The 19832-nt window shown below is 76.0% G+C and carries 17 protein-coding genes; 12 read left to right on the top strand and 5 right to left on the bottom strand.

What is annotated here, in order from left to right; all coding sequences use genetic code 11:
* Positions 1-5 precede the first annotated feature (5 nt).
* The gene (locus J1G43_RS02375) at positions 6-1037 is read right to left on the bottom strand and encodes a DUF2804 domain-containing protein (protein WP_207377876.1); all 1032 of its coding nucleotides are present in this window, start codon (positions 1035-1037) and stop codon (positions 6-8) included.
* A 186-nt stretch (positions 1038-1223) separates the two neighbouring features.
* On the opposite strand from J1G43_RS02375, the gene J1G43_RS02370 reads away from it, so the two are divergent.
* The gene (locus tag J1G43_RS02370) at positions 1224-2360 is read left to right on the top strand and encodes a class I SAM-dependent methyltransferase (RefSeq protein ID WP_207378265.1); all 1137 of its coding nucleotides are present in this window, start codon (positions 1224-1226) and stop codon (positions 2358-2360) included.
* Between the two features lie 166 nt (positions 2361-2526).
* Here J1G43_RS02370 and J1G43_RS02365 read toward each other — a convergent pair whose 3' ends face one another.
* Entirely contained in the window at positions 2527-3471 is a 945-nt protein-coding gene (locus J1G43_RS02365; protein WP_207369817.1) for a hypothetical protein, read from the bottom strand.
* Between the two features lie 130 nt (positions 3472-3601).
* Here J1G43_RS02365 and purB point away from each other — a divergent pair, with 130 nt between their 5' ends.
* The 5 genes from purB to J1G43_RS02340 all read left to right on the top strand — a co-directional run bounded on the left by purB (position 3602) and on the right by J1G43_RS02340 (position 9256).
* The gene (gene purB / locus J1G43_RS02360) at positions 3602-5050 is read left to right on the top strand and encodes an adenylosuccinate lyase (RefSeq protein WP_207369816.1); all 1449 of its coding nucleotides are present in this window, start codon (positions 3602-3604) and stop codon (positions 5048-5050) included.
* A 207-nt stretch (positions 5051-5257) separates the two neighbouring features.
* Complete coding sequence (locus J1G43_RS02355) at positions 5258-6112, top strand: hypothetical protein (protein ID WP_207800081.1); 855 nt, start codon at positions 5258-5260, stop codon at positions 6110-6112.
* Between the two features lie 227 nt (positions 6113-6339).
* Entirely contained in the window at positions 6340-8388 is a 2049-nt protein-coding gene (locus J1G43_RS02350) for a thioredoxin domain-containing protein (RefSeq protein WP_207377875.1), read from the top strand.
* Positions 8389-8466: 78 nt separating this feature from the next.
* Positions 8467-8922 (top strand): hypothetical protein, encoded by a 456-nt coding sequence (locus J1G43_RS02345; protein ID WP_207377874.1) that lies wholly within the window; start codon positions 8467-8469, stop codon positions 8920-8922.
* Positions 8912-9256, top strand: a complete 345-nt coding sequence (locus J1G43_RS02340; RefSeq protein ID WP_207377873.1) for a transcriptional regulator — start codon at positions 8912-8914, stop codon at positions 9254-9256. The genes J1G43_RS02345 and J1G43_RS02340 overlap by 11 nt, the downstream gene beginning before the upstream one ends.
* A 111-nt stretch (positions 9257-9367) precedes the next feature.
* Here the strand turns inward: J1G43_RS02340 and J1G43_RS02335 are convergent, their stop codons facing one another.
* Positions 9368-9907 (bottom strand): SRPBCC family protein, encoded by a 540-nt coding sequence (locus J1G43_RS02335; RefSeq protein ID WP_207377872.1) that lies wholly within the window; start codon positions 9905-9907, stop codon positions 9368-9370.
* 117 nt (positions 9908-10024) lie between these two features.
* The gene (locus J1G43_RS02330) at positions 10025-11296 is read right to left on the bottom strand and encodes a glutamyl-tRNA reductase (protein WP_207339928.1); all 1272 of its coding nucleotides are present in this window, start codon (positions 11294-11296) and stop codon (positions 10025-10027) included.
* Positions 11297-11322: 26 nt separating this feature from the next.
* On the opposite strand from J1G43_RS02330, the gene hemE reads away from it, so the two are divergent.
* The 6 genes from hemE to hemL all read left to right on the top strand — a co-directional run bounded on the left by hemE (position 11323) and on the right by hemL (position 18613).
* On the top strand, positions 11323-12408 hold the full coding sequence (hemE, locus tag J1G43_RS02325; protein ID WP_207339779.1) for a uroporphyrinogen decarboxylase: 1086 nt from the start codon (positions 11323-11325) through the stop codon (positions 12406-12408).
* The gene (locus J1G43_RS02320) at positions 12405-14036 is read left to right on the top strand and encodes an FAD-dependent oxidoreductase (RefSeq protein WP_307859453.1); all 1632 of its coding nucleotides are present in this window, start codon (positions 12405-12407) and stop codon (positions 14034-14036) included. The genes hemE and J1G43_RS02320 overlap by 4 nt, the downstream gene beginning before the upstream one ends.
* A 179-nt stretch (positions 14037-14215) precedes the next feature.
* A complete protein-coding gene (hemC, locus tag J1G43_RS02315; protein ID WP_207339781.1) occupies positions 14216-15244 on the top strand; it encodes a hydroxymethylbilane synthase in 1029 nt (342 codons plus the stop codon).
* Positions 15241-16245: a uroporphyrinogen-III synthase gene (locus tag J1G43_RS02310; protein ID WP_207339782.1), complete on the top strand. Its 1005-nt coding sequence runs from the start codon at positions 15241-15243 to the stop codon at positions 16243-16245. The genes hemC and J1G43_RS02310 overlap by 4 nt, the downstream gene beginning before the upstream one ends.
* Entirely contained in the window at positions 16242-17234 is a 993-nt protein-coding gene (hemB, locus tag J1G43_RS02305; protein ID WP_207339783.1) for a porphobilinogen synthase, read from the top strand. The genes J1G43_RS02310 and hemB overlap by 4 nt, the downstream gene beginning before the upstream one ends.
* Entirely contained in the window at positions 17234-18613 is a 1380-nt protein-coding gene (gene hemL, locus J1G43_RS02300) for a glutamate-1-semialdehyde 2,1-aminomutase (protein WP_207339784.1), read from the top strand. Before hemB ends, hemL begins: the two co-directional genes overlap by 1 nt.
* Positions 18614-18757: 144 nt before the next feature.
* Here the strand turns inward: hemL and J1G43_RS02295 are convergent, their stop codons facing one another.
* Entirely contained in the window at positions 18758-19747 is a 990-nt protein-coding gene (locus J1G43_RS02295) for a sulfite exporter TauE/SafE family protein (protein WP_207369807.1), read from the bottom strand.
* Between the last annotated feature and the right edge of the window lie 85 nt (positions 19748-19832).

Below are 19832 nucleotides of genomic sequence, written 5' to 3'. Positions count from 1 at the left end.
GCACGTCACCAGCGGTTGTGCACGTCCTCGGCCCACCCGACGACGTCGCGCACCGGCACCCACGCGCCCGTCCCGTCGCGCACCCGCCCGGACCAGTGGCCGAAGCACTGGTGGGTGCGGGACGCGAAGACCGCCAGGTCGGTGACGGACTCCTTGAGGTGGAACGGGGTGAGCGTGAGGTCGACGTCCGTGCCGGTCACGCGCCAGGGCGCGAGCCAGTCCTCGGGGTCGTAGTCCCACACGAGCTCCTCGCTGATCTTCGTCAGCCGCCCGTCGACGAGGAACGCGTTCTCGACCGACCCCGTCCCGTCGGTCCAGCGTCCGCCGACCTGCACCCCGACGACGCGCCCGTCGGTGACCCCCGACCCGGCGCCCCAGTTCCACCGCACGTCGTACGGCCAGCGGCCGCGACCGTGGTCGAGGGTCGCCCAGGACTCGCCCGCGGGCACGTCGGACACGACCCCGTCCACCCGCACCGTGCCCGTGGCGGGGCGGGCGACGTCCTTGACCGTGTACTGGAACAGGGTGTCGGACCAGGGCACGACGACTCCCAGGGACTCGTGCCCCGCAGGCCGGTGGGCGACGACGTCGACGCGCACCCGCGGGCCGACCGCGCGCAGCCGGGTGCCGCCGACCACCTCGTCGATCGCGATCCTGACCTGGCGGGTGCTGGTGCGGACCGTCCCGCCTCCGAGCGTGCCGGGCAGCCGCACGGAGCCGGTGAGCGCGCCGATCGCGTCGTGCGAGACCGCGGTGCCCGTCCGGCGGTCCAGCACCCAGATGCCGTGGACGGCGGCGTAGTCGATCGCGGAGGTCACGAGCGCGACGACGTGCGTCGGGGTGGTGACCGCCCAGTACTCCCACCGCTTGTTGCGTCCGAACCCGCGCAGCCCACGTCCGATGCCGTCGGTGGTGACGAGAGGCGTGCGCGTCCAGCCGACGGCGTCGGGGTTGAGCCGGCCGTCGGGCAGCGTGAGGCTGACGGGCGCGGTGATCTCGCGCTCGGGGACCACGAGCGGGCCGGGGCGTCGTTGCACGGCTGGACTGTAGCCACGCCGGGCGGGCTGCCCGAGGAGCGCGGTGGGCGCCGCGCCGTGGCGATCGCACCGGCTCGCCCGTCCGGCTGCCTCGGCGTCGGGCCCCTCCCACCGCCGCCTCCCAGCCCTGGGGCCCGCGTCCGGACCGGCACAGCCACCGTTGCTAGCCTCGGCCCGGTGCCCGAGCTGAACGACGTCCTCGACGACCTGCGCCGCCACCCCGACCTCGAGGCGCCGAACCTCTACGCGGTCGACGCGACGGACCGGCTGGTCCTCGACGAGGCCGCGCCGCTGCTGGCGGACGCGCCCGCCGGCACGGTCGTCGTCGTCGGGGACCGGTACGGCGCGCTGACGCTCGGCGCGATCGCCCGGCACGGCGTCACCGGGGTCCGCACGCACCAGGACCGCCTGACCGGCGAGCGCGCGCTGCAGGAGAACGCCGAGCGCCTGGGCGTCGGCGGGTTCACGTCGCACGGGCTCACGGCCGAGCTGGTGGCGGGCGCACGCGTCGTGCTCCTGCAGCTGCCGCGGTCCCTCGACGAGCTCGACGAGGTCGCCGCGCTGGTCGCGGAGCACGCGGACCCGGCGGTCGTCGTCGTCGCGGGCGGGCGGGTCAAGCACATGACGACCGCGATGAACGACGTCCTCGACCGGCACCTGGCCGTCGTCGAGGCGCGGCTCGCGCGGCAGAAGTCACGGGCCCTGGTCGCGTCGTCCCCGCGCCCCGCGGCCGAGCGCCCGACGCGGCGCTGGCCCGAGCGCGCGACGCACGCGTGGGCCGGGCACGACGACCTCGTGGTGTGCGCGCACGGCGGCGCGTTCGCCGGCACGAGCATCGACATCGGGACGCGGGCACTGCTCACCCACCTCGACGAGGTCCCGCAGACGACGGGCACGGCGGTCGACCTCGGCTGCGGCACGGGCGTGCTCGCCGTCGCGCTCGCGCGGCTGCGGCCCGGCATCGACGTGATCGCGACGGACGAGTCCGCGACCGCGGTCGCGTCGGCCCTCGCCACGGTCGACGCGAACGGTGTCGCCGACCGGGTGCGGGTCACCAGGGCGCTCGGTACCGAGGGCATCCCCGACGCGAGCGTCGACCTCGTGCTGCTCAACCCGCCGTTCCACGTCGGCGCCACCATCGCCCCGGCGATCGCCCGCACCCTGTTCGCCGACGCCGCGCGCGTGCTGCGCCCCGGCGGGCAGCTGTGGGCGGTGTGGAACTCGCACCTGCGCTACCGGCCGACCCTCGAGCAGGTCGTCGGGCCGACGCGGCAGGTGGGCCGGGACCCGAAGTTCACGGTGACGGTGTCGACGCGGCGCTGACCCACCCGGCGGACGGGGCGTATCACGCCGTCCACCTCGGCATGCGGTGCCGTCCACAGATCCACCGTGCGGCGAAGCCCCTCGCCGTGGACGATCGCATCCATCGTCGACGGAGCCGTCCGACGACCACGGCCCGACCACGTCACGGACAGAGCCACGACTCCCGTCAGCCCCGGCTGACCCCGTCCATGACCACCTTCTCCAGTCCTGCCAGTGCATCGGCCGCGTCGCCACGCAGCGGCTGACCGTGCCCCGGGAGCCGGATCACCCGCAGCGCGCGGGCCGCGGCCAGCGGCCCCAGGTCGAGCGGCGACCGCCCGGCGACCGTCCCGTGCGGCAGGACCGCCAGCTCCTCGAGCGCCGGAAGCGCCTGAACGCCCTCGAGCGAGACGAGGCACGCGTCATCGACCCACAGCTCACGGAGCGCATCCAGCCCGCACGCGGGCCGCAGATCGAACGCCTGGTCCCGAACCGACCGGTCGGCCTCCACCCGCGCGACCCGGAGACGAGGGAGGTGGCACAGCAACGCGATCGACAGCGTGCGTACGCGGGACAGGTGCACCGTGGTCAGGTGCGCAGCATCCCGCAAGGGCCCCGTGACGTGACCCTCGTCGGCGGCCAGGTGCTCGAGTCGCAGCAGGTCACCGGACCGGACCGGCTCACGCAGAGACGCCCCGCTGGTGACGTCGAGACTCCGCAGACGTCCCAGCGTCCTGGCCGGCAGCCTGGGCACAGGGCGCCGCGAGTCGATCGTCAGCACGTCGAGGGACAGCCCGTCGAGCCACTCGAGGCTGTCACCCGTCGTCCTCTCGTCGAGGTCGATGCCTCGCACGCCGCTGCTGACAAGACGTGCCAGGTCGTCGTCGGTCGGGACTCGGCCGGGGCGCGCGCACCTGATCTTCTCGGCACCAGCCGCGAAGACCACCTTGCGCGTCTCGTATCTCATCGTGCGGACCTTCTGATCTCGACCCTCCGGTTCAGCAGTCGTGGCCCGATGCGAGCACTCCTCGCGCGGATCAGCTTGTCCTCGTTGCGCATCTGCTGCGCACGCGTCCCGACTCGTCGCGCGCCTCGACCGTAGCCGCGTCGAGCGCGAGCCACCGCTCGTCACCGGCGGGTCCCCGCGCGGGCGGGGCGTGGCCGGAAGAGCGCGACGAGCCGACCCGGTCACCCGTCCGGCGCGTCCGTACGCCCCGCGGACGCCCGCACGTCGGCACCGTCGCCTCTGAAACACTGAGCGCATGCCGCTCGACGACGCCCCCGCCACCCGCGTCCCCCTCGCCGACGTCACCCCGCCGATCGCGCTCGGCCCGCTCGACGGCCGGTACCGGCCCGCGGTGGCGCCGCTCGTCGACCACCTCTCGGAGGCGGCGCTCAACCGGGCCCGCGTCGAGGTCGAGGTCGAGTGGGTCATCCACCTGACGTCGCACGCCGTGGTCCCGGGCGCCCCGGAGCTCGCCCCCGACGAGGAGCAGTACCTGCGCGACGTCGTCGCGACGTTCGGTGCGGCCGAGATCGCGGAGCTGGCGGAGATCGAGCGCACGACGGTGCACGACGTGAAGGCCGTCGAGTACTTCCTCAAGCGCCGCATCGCCGCGGCCCCGGAGGCGCTGCGCCCCGACACCGTGCTGCCGCAGGTCAACGAGCTCGTCCACTTCGCGCTGACCAGCGAGGACGTCAACAACCTGTCCTACGCCCTCATGGTGCGCGGCGCCGTCCGGGAGGTCTGGTTCCCCGCGGCGGTCGCGCTGAGCGACGAGGTCGCGGCCCTGGCGGCCGAGCACGCCGCCGTCCCGATGCTCGCGCTGACCCACGGCCAGCCCGCCACCCCGACGACGCTCGGCAAGGAGATCGCGGTCCTCGCGCACCGCCTGCGTCGGCAGCTGCGCCGCATCGCGTCCGACGAGTACCTCGGCAAGCTCAACGGCGCGACGGGCACGTACGGCGCGCACCTGGCCGCGGTGCCGGACGCGGACTGGCAGATGGTCTCGCGCACGTTCGTCGAGCACCTGGGCCTGACGTGGAACCCGCTGACCACGCAGATCGAGTCGCACGACTGGCAGGCCGAGCTCTACGCCGACGTCGCGCGCTTCAACCGGGTGCTGCACAACCTGGCCACCGACGTGTGGACGTACATCAGCCGGGGCGTGTTCACGCAGATCCCGGTCGCGGGGGCGACGGGCTCGTCGACGATGCCGCACAAGGTCAACCCGATCCGCTTCGAGAACGCCGAGGCGAACCTCGAGATCTCGTGCGCGCTGCTCGACACGCTCGCCTCGACGCTCGTCACCAGCCGGCTGCAGCGCGACCTCACCGACTCCACCACGCAGCGCAACATCGGCCCGGCGTTCGGGCACTCGCTGCTCGCGATCGACAACGTCCGGCGCGGGCTGCGGGCCCTGTCGGTGGACGAGGCGCTGCTCGCCCGCGAGCTCGACGCCAACTGGGAGGTGCTGGGCGAGGCCGTGCAGTCGGCGATGCGCGCGGCGTCCGTCGCGGGCGTCCCGGGCATGGACAACCCGTACGAGCGGCTCAAGGAGCTGACGCGCGGCCACCGGCTCACCGCGCAGGACATGCGGGACTTCGTCGACGGCCTCGGGCTTCCGGCCGACGTCACCGAGCGGCTGCGAAACCTCTCGCCCGCGACGTACACCGGACTCGCGACGTCGCTCGTCGCCCACCTGGAGTAGCATCGCGCCCGGTTCGTCCGGTTCGAGGGCGGTACGTCCCCCGGATGCGTCACCCGTTCGGCCGAACGAGGGCCTCCGGAGTGGGAGCGATCCCTGTCGAGACGTTTCGATGCCTGGACATGTGACCTGAAGCGGGTCAGAATCGTCGGCGTCGTCGGAATCCTCCCCCTCCGTCCGATCCGGCAAGGAAGCCCCCTCGTGACACTGATGCAGAAGGCGATCACACCGTCGCTGGCGCACGCCCATCTCACGCAGGGTCACGACCGCATCGCCGGTTACGTGGTCCGCGCAGAGGACGTCGCCTTCGCGACCACCCCGGCCCAGCTCTTCGAGGTGCACGGCCTGGGCTACCCCGGGTCCCCGTTCAGCCCGTACGACCGGTACATCGACATCCTGCGGTTCGAGTCGTCCCCGCAGCTGCAGTACCGGGACGTGCCGGGCTACATCGTCCCGCTGTGGTGGCTGCGGCACTCCCGCATCCCCCCGGGCGCCGAGCTCATCCGCGTCCATGACGACGGGACGTCCACCCTGCTCGCGCGCTACGGCGACGTCGGCACGGGCTGGACGGTCACGCAGCTGGGAGCGCCCCGGCCGGCGCTCGCGTCGCTGTCCCGGTGCGTCGGGCCCGTCGCCAAGTGGCACGGCGCGTACCTCGAGGCGGACGTCGTCGACGGCGGGCACACGGTCGTGCTCGCCCTGGCCAACCCGCCGCTCGCGGAGACGGGCTTCCACCAGTCGCCGTCGGGCCGCTGGTACCGGCGCGTGGCCCGTGAGGACGTCACCGAGCTGTTCGAGCTCGACCTGACCGCGCGGTGGAACGGCCTGTCCGTGCGGGTGGTGGACCAGTGGCAGGACGCGCAGCGGTACGTCGTCGCGCGCATCTCGCACCTGGGCGACGACATCGAGCGGGCCGAGCGGCTGCACCTCGACCGGGTCGAGGCCGGGGTGTACGAGGCGATCGTCTACGCCGCCGAGCTCACCGACATCGAGACGAACCAGGTGGTCCCGCACACGTGGGCGCCCGGTCCGGCGGCCCAGCAGCGGGACTGGGCCCACTCGTGAGAATCTGGTCGATGAATTTTCACCCACGGAGCCCAGTCATCGCGTAGCATCACTGGACATACCGGCACGAACCCGAGCGGCACTCCACGGAGCGCCCCGGTCAGGTCGGACCTCACGGGTCCGGCCCACAGACCGCACCGGGCCTGGTCCTCCCCCCCGACCAGGCCCGGTGCGCTTTTTCGTGCCCCCCGGTCGCACGCCCCCACCGCCTGCCCCAGGCTGGAGCCGTGCCCAACCGCCTCGCCACCGCCAGCAGCCCGTACCTGCTGCAGCACGCCGACAACCCCGTCGACTGGTGGGAGTGGGGCGACGACGCGTTCGCCGAGGCCCGCCGGCGGGACGTCCCGCTGCTGGTCTCCGTCGGGTACGCCGCGTGCCACTGGTGCCACGTCATGGCGCACGAGTCGTTCGAGGACCCGGCGACCGCGGCCTTCATGAACGAGCACTTCGTGTGCGTGAAGGTGGACCGCGAGGAGCGGCCCGACGTCGACGCGGTCTACATGACCGCCACCCAGGCCATGACCGGCTCCGGCGGGTGGCCCATGACCGTGTTCACCACGCCCGACGGCAAGCCCTTCTACTGCGGCACGTACTTCCCGCCGCGTCGGTTGGGGCAGGTGCCGTCGTTCCCGGAGGTGCTGGCCGCGCTGGCCGCCGCGTGGACCACCCGCCGCGACGAGGTCGTCGGCAGCGCGTCGTCGATCGCCGGTGTGCTGGCACGCCGCCCTCCGACCGACGGGAGCACCCCGACGGCAGATGACGTCGACGAGCGCGTCACCGCCCGGGCGCTGGGTGCGCTGGGCGCGTCCTTCGACGAGCACCACGGCGGGTTCGGGGGGGCACCGAAGTTCCCGCCGTCCACGACGCTCGAGTGGCTGCTGCGGCACCACGCCCGCACGGGGGACGCCGACGCGCTGGCCATGGCCCGCGGCACGCTCGACGCGATGGCCGGCGGCGGGATGTACGACCAGCTGGCCGGCGGGTTCGCGCGGTACTCGGTGGACGCGACGTGGACCGTCCCGCACTTCGAGAAGATGCTGTACGACAACGCGCTGCTGCTGCGGGCGTACCTGCACGCGTGGCGCCTGACCGGCGAGCCGACGTACCGCCGCGTCGCCACGCAGACCGCGGCCTGGCTGCTGGCGGACCTGCGCACTCCCGAGGGCGGCTTCGCGTCCGCGCTCGACGCCGACAGCGAGGGCCGCGAGGGCGCCTTCTACGCGTGGACGCCGCAGCAGCTGCGCGACGTGCTGGGCGACGACGACGGCGCGTGGGCGGCGGACGTGCTGGGCGTGACGCGCGACGGGACCTTCGAGCACGGGGCGTCGGTGCTGCAGCTGCGGCGCGCCCCCGACGACGCCGCACGGTACGCGGCCGTGCGCGACCGGCTCCGCCGCGCACGTGCCGCGCGACCGTGGCCCGCGCGCGACGACAAGGTGGTCACCGCGTGGAACGGACTGGCCGTCGCCGCGCTGGCCGAGGCCGGCGCGCTGCTCGACCGCCCCGACCTGGTGGCGGCGGCGCGGGACTGCGCGCAGCTGCTCGCGGACGTCCACACGCGGACCGACCCCGCCGGTGGGGACCGGCTCGTGCGGACCTCGCGCGGCGGGACCGCCGGCCACGCGCCGGGCGTCCTGGAGGACTACGCCGACGTGGCCGACGGGTACCTCGTGCTCGCCGCCGTGACCGGCGAGCACGGGTGGACGGCCCGCGCGCACCGCCTGACGACCACGGTGCTCGCCCACTTCCGGGACGCCGACGGCGCGCTGTTCGACACCGCCGACGACGAGACCGACTCCGTGCTCGGCGCGCTGATGCGCCCCCAGGACCCGACCGACGGCCCGACCCCGTCCGGTGCCGCGGCGGCCGCCGCGGTGCTCGTCGCCCTCGGCGCGCTCACCGGCGACCTGACCCTGCGGGAAGCGGCGCTCGCCGCGCTGCGCGCACCGCTGGGGCTGGCCGGGCGCTACCCGCAGGCGGCGGGCTGGGCGCTGGCGACGGCCGAGGCGCTGCTCGACGGCCCCCGCGAGGTCGCCGTCGTCGGCCCGCCCGACGACCCGGCCGCCCGCACGCTGCACCGGGTGGCGCTCACGGCACCCGCACCCGGGCTGGTGGTCACGCTCGGCGACCCCGCGCACCTCGACCCCGACGCGCCCGCGCTGCTGCGCGACCGGCCGCTCGTCGACGGGCGCCCGGCGGCGTACGTCTGCCGAGGGTTCGTGTGCGAGCGGCCGACCACCGACGCCGAGGCCCTCACGCAGCAGCTGCGCGCCTGAGCGCGGGCGGCGCCCGGCCCGCGCCGCCGCATGGGCGAGTGTCTTGCCATCATGGAAAGTCCGAGTAGGGTTTCCGACATGGAAACTCACTCGCCGGTCCCGGACGCCCGCGGCGCCGAGGAGCTGCTCGCCCACCTCGACGCCGACCGGACCGCGCTCGCGCCGCACGTGACGACCCCGACGTGGTACCTCACCGGCATGGCCGGGCTGGCCGCCGTGTTCGTCGCGGCGCCGCTGCTGGGCGACCGCCGCAGCGGGCTGCTCACCCCGCTCCTCGCCGGCGCCCTCGTGCTGGTCACCGCCCTGCGGCAGCGCCGGCTCGTGCGCCCGGCCGGGGGCGGGGTGGCGGCCGGTGGGACGCTCGCCGTGCTGATCGGTGCCCTGCTCGTGCTGCTCAGCACGTCGTTCGGGCTCGTGGCGGCCGACCTGCACCCCTGGGTCGCGCTGCCGGTGCTCGCCGCCGGCGCCCTGACCTTCCTGCTCGGGCGTCGTCTCGACAGGATCGCGCAGGAGCGGCTCGCCCGTGTCCGCTGAGCGCGAGCCCGCCGGTCCCGGGACCGCCGCCGCCGCACGGTTCGACGAGATCGTGCACGCGCCCGTGCGGCTGCGGGTGTGCGGGCTGCTCGCGGCCGCCGAGCAGGTCGAGTTCTCCGTCGTCCGCGACGCCGTGGGGGTCTCGGACGCGACCTTGTCCAAGCACCTCAAGGTGCTCACCGAGGCCGGCTACGCGGAGGTGCGCAAGGCCGCGTCCGCGAGCCGCGACGACGCCCGCAGGCTGGCGTGGCTGCGCCTCACACCGGCCGGCCGGCGCGCGTTCTCCGCGCACGTGGCGGCCCTGCGGGCGATCACCGAGGGCACGGTGCACTGACACGGCCCGGCCCGATCGCGGCCCGGTCGCTGCCCGACCGGGACGGATCGCGCCGCGCCGACAGCACGACGGCCCGGCCGCCCGGGCGGGCGACCGGGCCGTCGGCGCAGGTCAGGGAGTCGTCGTGCCGCCCTCGACCGGGGTGCCGCCCGGGAACGCGGTGCCACCGGTCGCAGCGGTGCCGCGGTCGACCGGGGTCCCGCCCTCGACCTCGCCGCGCCACGCACCGGTCTCGGTGCGGCGCGACTCGATGAACTCCTTGAACCGGTGCAGGTCCTTCTTCACCTGCCGGTCGTCGGCACCCACCGCGGCGCCGATCTTCTCCTTGAACGAGCCCGGCTCCCACTCGATGTGCGTCGTGATCCGCGTGGACCCGGGCCCGAGGGGCTCGAAGGTCACACGGCCGGAGTGCGTCGTGCCGTCGATGCTGCTCCACGCGACGACCACGTCCGGCTGCTGCTCACGGATCGCCGCGTCGAACTCACGCTCGACCCCCTGGATGTCGGTGACCCAGCGCGTCAGCGTGTCGCTGATCTGCTTGACCTCCTTGACGCCGTCCATGAAGTGCGGGAACTCCTCGAACTGCGTCCACTGGTCGTACGCCGTGCGGACCGGGACGTCGACGTCGATCGTCTCGTCGATCGTGGCCATGCCGTCTCCTCCTGCGGGTCGGGGATGGTGCGCCGACGACGCTACGGCGGGTTCGGTGGCAGCGCGCGCGGGGCCGGGACGTGAGGAGCCGGGACCGACGCGACGGTGCCCGCGCGGTCAGGCGGACGGCACCTGCGGGACCGGCACGGCCGCGAGGTCGGCCAGCGCGCGGGCGTACCCCGCGGCGTCACCCTCGCGCGCGGCGGTGCGCGCCGCGACCGTGGGCCCGTGCAGCGCGGCGCGGGTGCGCCGACGCAGCGACCGTGCGCGGGCCTCGTCGCGGTCCTGCGGCGGCAGGGCGTCGAGCGCGGCCTCCAGGCCCCCGAGCACCCGGGTGCGCTGGGCCACCACGGCCGGGTCCCACTCGCGCACACGGCGGTCCGCCTCGAAGTCCCGGGCCGCCTGCAGCACCACCTCGCGCGCACGGCCGAGCGCCGCGTGCTCGGCGGGTGCGTGCTCGGCCACCGACTGCAGCGAGACCAGCGCGACACCCGGCAGCGACCGGACGTCCGGGTCCACGTCGTGCCGCAGCGCCAGGTCGACCACGGTGAGCGGGTGCGTCACGCCCCGGCGCGCCTCGGCCAGCGCCTCGACACCCAGCACGGGGCCGGCGGCACCCGAGCACGCCACGACGAGGTCGGTGCGCGCCAGCTCGTCGCGCAGGTCGGCACCGGCGGGCAGCGCCGCGACACCGCGCGCCGACGCGAACGGCCCCGCGCGGCCGCTCGGGGAGTACACGCGCACGTCGTGCACGCCGCGGGCCTTCAGGGCAGCCAGGCTCGCCCCGGCGTAGGAGCCGGTGCCCACGAGCACGCAGCGCACGGCCGCCCAGTCCGCACCGTCGTCGCCCTGCGGCAGGGTGGCGGCGGCCAGGTCGAGCGCGACCCCGACCACCGAGCGTCCGGTCGACCCGAGGCCGGTGGTGGCCTCGACGGCCCGTGAGGCGCGGGACGCCGCCTGGAACAGCGCCTCGAGCGTCGACGTCGTCGTGCCGTCGCTGCGGGCCGTGGTCAGCGCGCGCCGCACCTGCCCGGCGATCTCCCGCTCCCCCACCACCATCGACTCCAGGCCGGACGCGACCGCGAACAGGTGCTCCCCGGCGTCGGCCCCGACCAGCGGGCGCAGGTGCTCGACGACCTCGTCGACGTCGTACCCGGACCGCGCGGCCACCGCCTGCGCGACGGCGCGACGGGCACGGGAGGTGTGGGCGGTGTCGTCGACGTCCAGGTACAGCTCGAACCGGTTGCACGTCGCGAGCACGACGGCACCGGACACGGCGTTGGTCGCGGCGACGAGCTCACGCCCGACCGCGTGGACGTCGGACTGCAGACGCTCCAGGACGGTCAGGTCGAGGTCGTGGTGGCTCGCGACGAGCGACAGGAGCACCACGGGAACCGATTGAATCATCCTCAGAAATGTCCGGCACAATCGATCACGTGAGTCTTCCCCCACACCATCCTCTCGTCGACGGCCGCACCTCCGGTTCCGCACTCGTGCGCGCCTATTCCGGGGACCGCCCGGAGCGCCCGCCCGTGTGGTTCATGCGCCAGGCGGGACGGTCCCTGCCGGAGTACCGCGAGTCCCGCGCGGGCGTCGCGATGCTCGACGCGTGCCTGGACCCGGACCTGGCCGCCGAGATCACCCTGCAGCCCGTGCGCCGCCACGGCGTCGACGCCGCCGTGTTCTTCTCCGACATCGTGGTGCCCCTGCGCCTGGTCGGCGTGGACGTCGAGATCGTGCCCGGCACGGGCCCGGTCATCGCCTCGCCCGTGCGCACCGTGGACGACGTCGCCCGCCTGCGCGACCTGGGCCCGCTGGACGCCGAGCGCGTGGCACCGGTCGCCGAGGGCGTGGCGCGGACGGTGTCCCAGCTGGGCAGCACCCCGCTGGTCGGGTTCGCCGGGGCGCCGTTCACGCTGGCGGCGTACCTGGTCGAGGGCGGCCCGTCGCGCGACCACCTGGCGGCACGGCGCCTCATGCACGCCGACCCCGCCGCGTGGGCCGCGCTGATGGACTGGACGGCCGAGGTCACCGGTGCGTTCGTCGCAGCCCAGGTCACCGCCGGGGCGAGCGCCGCGCAGCTCTTCGACTCCTGGGCCGGTGCCCTCACCCTGGCCGACTACACGGCGCACTGCGCTCCCGCGTCGGCGCGGGTGCTGGCGCAGGCCGGTGCGCTGGGGGTGCGCACGGTGCACTTCGGCGTCGGGACCGGCGAGCTGCTCGTCGCCATGCGGGACGCCGGTGCGGACGTCATGGGCGTCGACTACCGGGTGCCGCTCGACGAGGCCTCGGCGCGGCTCGGCGGTCGCACACCGCTGCAGGGCAACGTCGACCCGGCCCTGCTGGCGGCGCCCTGGGAGGTCCTCGAGGCGCACGTGCGGGACGTGGTGCGCCGCGGGACCGCCGCGCCCGCGCACGTGGTGAACCTGGGCCACGGCGTGCCGCCGGACACCGACCCGACCGTGCTGACGCGGCTCGTGCAGCTGGTCCACTCGCTGTGACCGACGGCGGGTCGGGGCCGCTCACGGGGGCGCCGGCGTGGGAGGCCGTCGTCGTCGGGGCCGGTGTCGCGGGCCTGGTGGCGGCGCGTGAGCTGACGCGCGCGGGGCTGCGCACGCTCGTCCTCGACGAGCGTGACACCCCCGGCGGCGCGGTCCGCGGGCACGACGTCGCCGGGCTGCGGCTCGACGCGGGCGCCGAGTCCTACGCGACCCGCAACGGCTCCGTGGCGGCGCTGCTCGCCGACCTGGGGCTCGCCGAGGACGTCGTCGCACCCGAGCCGCGCGGCGCGTGGACGCACCTGACCAGCGGTGACGGGCCACTGCCGCGCACGGGTCTGCTGGGCGTCCCCGCGTACCCGCTGACGCCCGACGTGCGGCGGACGCTGGGGACGGCCGGGGCGCTGCGGGCGGCGCTGGACCTGGTGCTGCCGGCACGGGTGGGGGCGCGGGCCACGACCCTGGGCGGGCTCGTGCGCGCGCGCATGGGTCGCGCCGTGGTGACGCGGCTGGTGCACCCCGTGGTCGGCGGCGTGCACGCTGCCGACCCGGACGACCTGGCCGTCGACGCGGCCGCACCGGGTCTGCGCGAGGCCCGGGCCGCCGCCGGGGGCTCGCTGGCACGTGCGGTGCGTCGCCTGCGGGCGTCCGCGCCGGCCGGCAGCGCGGTCGAGGGCGTCGCCGGCGGGGTGCACCGCCTGGTCGACGCGCTGGTCGCCGACGTGACCGCGCACGGCGGCGTGGTGCTCACCGGCACGCGCGCGGAGTCGGTGACGCGGGCGGCGGACGGCACGCTGGTCGTCGGGACGCAGGACCGGCACCGCCCGCCCCGGCCGTCACGCGACCTGCGCACCCAGCGCCTGGTGGTCGCGACGCCCGGTGCCGCGCGCGTGCTGGACGGGCTGGACGGGGCCGACCTGCGGGACGTGCGGCTCGACGACGGCGCCCCCGTCACCCTGGTCACGCTGGTGCTCGACGCGCCCGCGCTGGACGCCGCACCGCGCGGCACCGGGGTGCTGGTGGGGCCGGGCGTGGACGACGTGCGGGCCAAGGCGCTGACCCACGCGACGGCCAAGTGGGCCTGGGTGGCCGACGCCGCCGGGCCGGGCCGGCACGTGGTGCGCCTGTCCTACGGCCGTGCGGGCGGCACGCCGGCCGACGGCGCGGACGGCCGGGACCACGGGGCGACGACGCCGGACCGGGACGCGCTGCCGGACGGCCCCGCCCTGGTGGACCTCGCGCTGCGCGACGCCACGACCCTGCTCGGCGTGCCCCTGGGTCGCGCGCAGCTGCGCGGGTCGGCGGTGGTGCGGTGGACGCAGTCGCTGCCCCGGCCGAGCGCCGCGCACCGGGCGGCGGTCGCCGCGGTGCGGGCGGCCGCGGCGGGCATGCCGGGCGTCGCCGTGTGCGGTGCGTGGGCGGCGGGCAACGGGCTGGCGTCGGTGGTCCCGGACGCGCGCGCCGCGGCGGCCGCGCTGCTGGCGGAGGCGCCGGTCGAGCCGTCGACCGAACCGTCGCCGGAGCCGCCGACCGAGCCACCGACCGAGCCGCCGACGGGCGTCGAGGACGACGCCGTCGTGGACGGCACCGACCCCTCGCCGTCGACCCCCACCCCACCGGACGCGGCGTGATGACGACCTGTCAGAAATAGCGCGGAGAAATGGCGTGAGTCACATTCTGAGCGGCACCTCGGAAACGTTCTGACGCATTGTCAGAACGGCGCCGGTACGGAATTCCACGGGGACCTGCGGAGGGGCACCGACGAGCTCGCCATTTCGACATCCGCACGCGCGACGACGACACTGGGCGCATGCCTCAGCAGGTCCGTGTCGGCACGCGCGCGAGCGCCCTGGCCCTCACGCAGACGGGTCACGTCGCCGACGCGCTCGCCGCCCTCGGCGGCCTCGCCGTCGAGACGGTGCGCGTGCGCACCCAGGGCGACCGCGTCCGCGCGTCCCTGGCCACCATCGGCGGCACCGGCGTCTTCGTCACCGCCCTGCGCGACGCGCTGCTCGACGGCCGCTGCGACGTGGCCGTGCACTCGCTCAAGGACCTGCCCACGGTCCCCGCGGACGGGCTGGTCATCGCCGCGGTCCCCCCGCGGCAAGACCCGCGCGACGCCCTGTGCGCCCGCGACGGCCTCACGCTGGCGACGCTGCCGGCGGGTGCGCGCGTGGGCACCGGGTCCCCGCGGCGCGCCGCGCAGCTGCGTGCGCTGCGCCCCGACCTCGACGTGGTCGACATCCGCGGCAACGTCGGCACCCGGCTGGGGCGCGTCCGCGGGCTCGACCCGACCACCCACGCCACCGGCGCGCACATCGGCGCCGAGGCGCCGCACCCCGGCGTCGCCACCGACGCACCCCGCGGCGACCTCGACGCGGTGGTCCTGGCCGCGGCCGGGCTGGCGCGGCTCGGACGCCTCGACGCCGTGAGCGAGACCCTCGATCCCGACGTCCTGGCGCCCGCGCCGGGGCAGGGCGCGCTGGCCGTGGAGGTCCGGGCCGCGGACGCCGGCGGCGACACCGCGCTGGCCGCCGCGCTGCGTGCGCTGGACCACACCCCCACCCGCCGGGCGGTCGTCGCCGAGCGCGCCGTGCTGGCGCGCCTGGAGGCCGGGTGCGCCGCACCCATCGGCGCCTGGGGACGGCTCGACGAGACGACGGGCACCCTCGTGCTCGACGCCGTCGTGGCCGCACCCGACGGCTCGCGCGTCCTGCGCCTCGCCGCCCGCGGCCCGGCCGACGACGACGCGGCGGCCGACGCCCTCGGTCGGCGGCTGGCCGAGGACCTCCTGGACGCCGGCGCCACCGACCTCGCACCCCTCGGCCCGGTGCGATGACGGCCGACGGCCCGACCCCGGCCCGCCCCGCGGCCGACGCGCCGAGGGGTGCGGCCGCCGCCGGTGCCCTCGACGGGTGGCGCGTGCTGGTCCCCCGGCCCCCGCTCGACCCCGCCCCTGCGGCCGGTGCGTCCGCCGCGGGCCACCCGGACACCCCCGACGCGCTCGCCCCCGCCGTCAGCCCGGCGGCGATCGCGCTGCGCGCCGCGGGCGCCGAGCCCGTGGTCGTCCCCCTCGTCCGCACGCAACCCGTCGACGACCAGGGCCCCCTCGACGACGCCCTGCTCGCCCTCGGCGCCGGCTGGTACCCGTGGCTCGCGGTGACCAGCCAGGCCGCCGTCGCCGTGCTGGCCGACCGCGCCGCCGCCCACGACGACGGTCTCGCGGCCCTGGTCGCGCGCGGCGGCGCCCGGGTCGCCGCGGTGGGCCCGGGCACGGCGCGCGCGCTGCGGGCCCTGGGCGTGCGCGTCGACGTCGTCCCCCCGGTGCGCTCCACCGCGGCGGACCTGGTCGTCGCGCTGCTGGCCGCGGCCGCCGGCGCACCGCCGCTGCGCCCCGGTGACGCCCCGACCGGCCCCCGCGTCCTGTTCCCCCGCGGGGACCTGGCCGCCGGCACGCTGGCGGACGGGCTGCGGGCCGCGGGGTGGGCCGTCGACGACCTCGTCGTGTACCGGACCACCCCCGCCGGTCCGCCCGACGCGGCCGTCGCGCGCGCCTGGGCCGACGGCGACGTCCACGCGGCCCTGCTCACGTCCGCCAGCAGCGTGCGGGCCCTGCTCGACCACCTCGGCACGCCGCCGCCCGCCACCCGCGTCGTCGTCATCGGCCCCAGCACCGCCGACGAGGCCCGCCGCCGCGGGCTGCGCGTCGACGCGGTCGCGGACCAGCAGACCCTCGCCGGCCTCGTCGACGCGCTCACCCGCCACGTGGTGGGCACCGGCGCGACGCCCGGCGCCGTCCCCCCGTCCGCACCCGTCACCCCCACGGAGGACACCCCGTGACGACCCCCACCCCCGGCCGGCTGCGTCCCCGCCGGACCCGCCGCACGCCGGCGATGCGTCGGCTGACCGCGCAGACCCGCCTGCACCCGGCCGACCTCGTGCTGCCGCTGTTCGTCCGCGAGGGTCTCGACGCCCCGCGGCCGATCACCTCGATGCCGGGCGTGCAGCAGCACACGCGCGACTCGCTGCGCCGCGAGGCGACCCGCGCGGCCGAGGCGGGCCTGGGCGGCGTCATGCTCTTCGGCGTCCCCGCGCACCGCGATGCGCTCGGCACGGGCGCCACGGACCCGGACGGCGTGCTCAACGTCGCGATCGCCGACGTCGTGGCGGAGGTCGGTGACGCCCTGGTCGTGCAGGCGGACCTGTGCCTGGACGAGTTCACCGACCACGGGCACTGCGGCGTGCTGACCCCGCAGGGGGTCGTCGACAACGACGCGACGCTCGAGCGGTACGCCGCGATGGCGCTCGCGCAGGCCGAGGCGGGCGCCCACCTGCTCGGGCTCAGCGGCATGATGGACGGCCAGACCGCGGCCGTGCGTGACGCGCTGGACACCGCCGGGCACCACGAGGTGGCCGTGCTGGCCTACGCGGCGAAGTACGCGTCCGCGTTCTACGGGCCGTTCCGCGAGGCCGTCGAGTCGCAGCTCGACGGTGACCGCCGCACGTACCAGATGGACCCCGCCAACCGCCGCGAGGCGGCGCGCGAGGTCGCCACCGACATCGCCGAGGGCGCGGACGTCGTCATGGTGAAGCCCGCGATGTCCTACCTCGACGTGCTCGCGGACGTCGCGGCGACGGCGACGGTGCCCGTATGGGCGTACCAGGTGTCCGGCGAGTACGCGATGATCGAGGCGGCGTCCGCGCAGGGGTGGATCGGCCGTCGGGGTGCTGTCACGGAGTCCGTGCTCAGCATCCGCCGGGCCGGTGCCGATGCCGTCCTGACGTACTGGGCGACGGAGCTGGCCGGCTGGCTGGCAGAGGAGCGGTGATGACGCAGGTGGAGGACGACGTCGCAGGTGGTCCCGCCCCCGCGGACGGCCCGACCTGGACCGCCAGCAGCACGGAGGCGTTCGCGCACGCCACGGCGGTGATCCCCGGCGGGGTGAACTCGCCCGTGCGCGCGTTCGGGTCCGTCGGCGGCACGCCGCGGTTCCTGGCCTCGGCGCGCGGTGCGTACGTGACGGACGTGGAGGGCCGCGACTACGTGGACCTCGTCGGGTCGTGGGGGCCGGCGCTCGTCGGCCACGCGCACCCGCAGGTGGTCGAGGCGGTGCAGCAGGCGGCCGCGCGCGGTCTGGGCTTCGGCGCCCCGACGACGACCGAGGTCGAGCTGGTCGACGAGATCCGTGACCGCGTGCCGGTGGCGGAGCGGGTGCGGCTGGTCTCGACCGGCACCGAGGCGACGATGACGGCGCTGCGCCTGGCGCGCGCGTGGACGGGCCGCGACAAGGTCGTGAAGTTCGCCGGCTGCTACCACGGGCACGTGGACGCGCTGCTCGCGCAGGCCGGCTCGGGCGTCGCGACGCTCGCGCTGCCCGGGTCCGCGGGCGTCACCGCCGCGGTCGCGGCGGAGACGATCGTCGTGCCCTACAACGACCTCGAGGCCCTGCAGGCCGCCTTCGACGAGCACGGGTCGTCCATCGCCGCCGTCATCACCGAGGCCGCGCCGGCCAACATGGGCGTCGTCCCGCCGCTGCCCGGCTTCAACCGTGAGCTGCGCCGCATCACCCAGCACCACGACGCCGTGATGATCCAGGACGAGGTGCTCACCGGGTTCCGTGTCGGCCGTGCCGGCTGGTGGGGCCTGGAGGGTGCCTCCGAGCAGTGGGCGCCGGACCTGCTGACGTTCGGCAAGGTCATCGGCGGCGGGCTGCCCGTGGCCGCGGTCGCCGGACGCGCGGACATCATGGAGCAGCTCGCGCCGCTCGGGCCCGTCTACCAGGCCGGGACCCTCTCGGGGAACCCGGTGGCCACCACGGCCGGCCTGGCGACGCTGCGGCTGGCCGACGCCGAGGTGTACGCGCGGGTCGACGCCGCGTCCGCGCACCTGCGCCGGGCCGTGACGGGCGCACTGGCCGAGGCCGGTGTGCCGCACGCCCTGCAGTGGGCGGGCAGCCTGTTCAGCATCGTGTTCGGCGAGCGGGCCGCGACCGAGGGCGCGCGCGACTACGCCGCGGTCCAGGCGTCGGAGCACTGGCGGTACGCACCGTTCTTCCACGCGCTGCTCGACGCGGGCGTGCTGGCTCCCCCGTCGGCGTTCGAGGCGTGGTTCGTCTCGGCCGCGCACGACGAGTCGGTGCTGGACCGCGTGCTGGAGGCGCTGCCGGCGGCGGCACAGGCCGCGGCCACCGCCGACCGTCCGGAGTGACCCACCCGCGCTGAGGCGTCCACGTCCTCAGGCCCCGGGACGCACGAGACCGGGCTCAGGTCGCTCACCGCAGTCGATGAGCGACCTGAGCCCGGTCTCGTGGCGGGTCCGTCCGGCGTGTGCACCGGCGACGGTGGGACGAGGTCAGCGGGTCGGCGGCGCCGGGTCGGCGTCGGCCGCGGCGAGGGCGGGCTCGACACTCGCCGGCTCGGTGCCCGGCCCGGCCGCGCCGTGGTCCACCGCGACGACGTCACCGCGCCCGGCGGCCAGGTCGTGGCGGTACGCCCGGACCGACCACGTGATCGCGGCGATCCACACGAGCGCGATCGCGCCGAGCACGAGGCGCTCGGTCGGGGTGTCGCCCACGCCGACCCAGTCGGAGCGCAGCAGCGTGCGGGTGTTGGTCAGGACGATGACGCCGCCGACCGCGGACCCGAGCACGCGGCCCGGGACCTTGCGGACCAGCCACGCGGCGAGGGGTGCGGCGATGAGCCCACCGACGAGCAGCGCGGCGACCCACGTGAAGTCGATGCCCTGCGAGCCGATGGCGAGCAGGAAGCCGAGGCTCGCGGCGATCGCGACGAGGAACTCCGAGGTGTCGATCGACCCGACCACCTTGCGCGGCTCGAGCCGGCCGCTGGCGAGCAGCGCGGGCGTGCCGACCGGCCCCCAGCCGCCGCCGCCGGTCGCGTCGACGAAGCCGGCGACCAGCCCGAGCGGCGCGAGGAACCGCGAGCGCAGGGGCAGGTGCAGGCGGTCGGTGCGCAGGCCCTTGAGCGTGAACCGGACGAGCAGGTAGACGCCGAGGCCGAGCAGGATCAGGGACATCACCGGCTTGGCGGCGTCGGTGGACAGGTTCGACAGGACCGTCGCCCCGGCGAACGCCCCGATCGCACCGGGTACGCCAACCCGCAGGACGACCTTCCAGTCGACGTTGCCGAACTTCCAGTGCGAGACGCCCGACGCGAGCGTCGTGCCGATCTCGGCGAGGTGGACCGTCGCGGACGCGGCGGCCGGGTTGGTGCCGATGGCCAGCAGCAGCGTCGTGGACGTCACGCCGTAGGCCATGCCCAGGCTTCCGTCGACGAGCTGGGCGGCGAGCCCGACGAGGGCGAGCAGGACGATCGCGGGCACGGGGACCACCTCGGGAGCGGCCCGGCGGAGCGCCGGGGTGGGATCGGACCTATCGGACGTGCTGCGTACCAGCCCGATAATTCCG

The organism is Cellulomonas sp. zg-ZUI22 (genome assembly GCF_017353535.1).
GTDB lineage: Bacteria > Actinomycetota > Actinomycetes > Actinomycetales > Cellulomonadaceae > Cellulomonas > Cellulomonas wangleii.
Note: the sequence above shows the minus strand (reverse complement) of the source record. Positions and strands in the feature narration are given on the sequence as shown.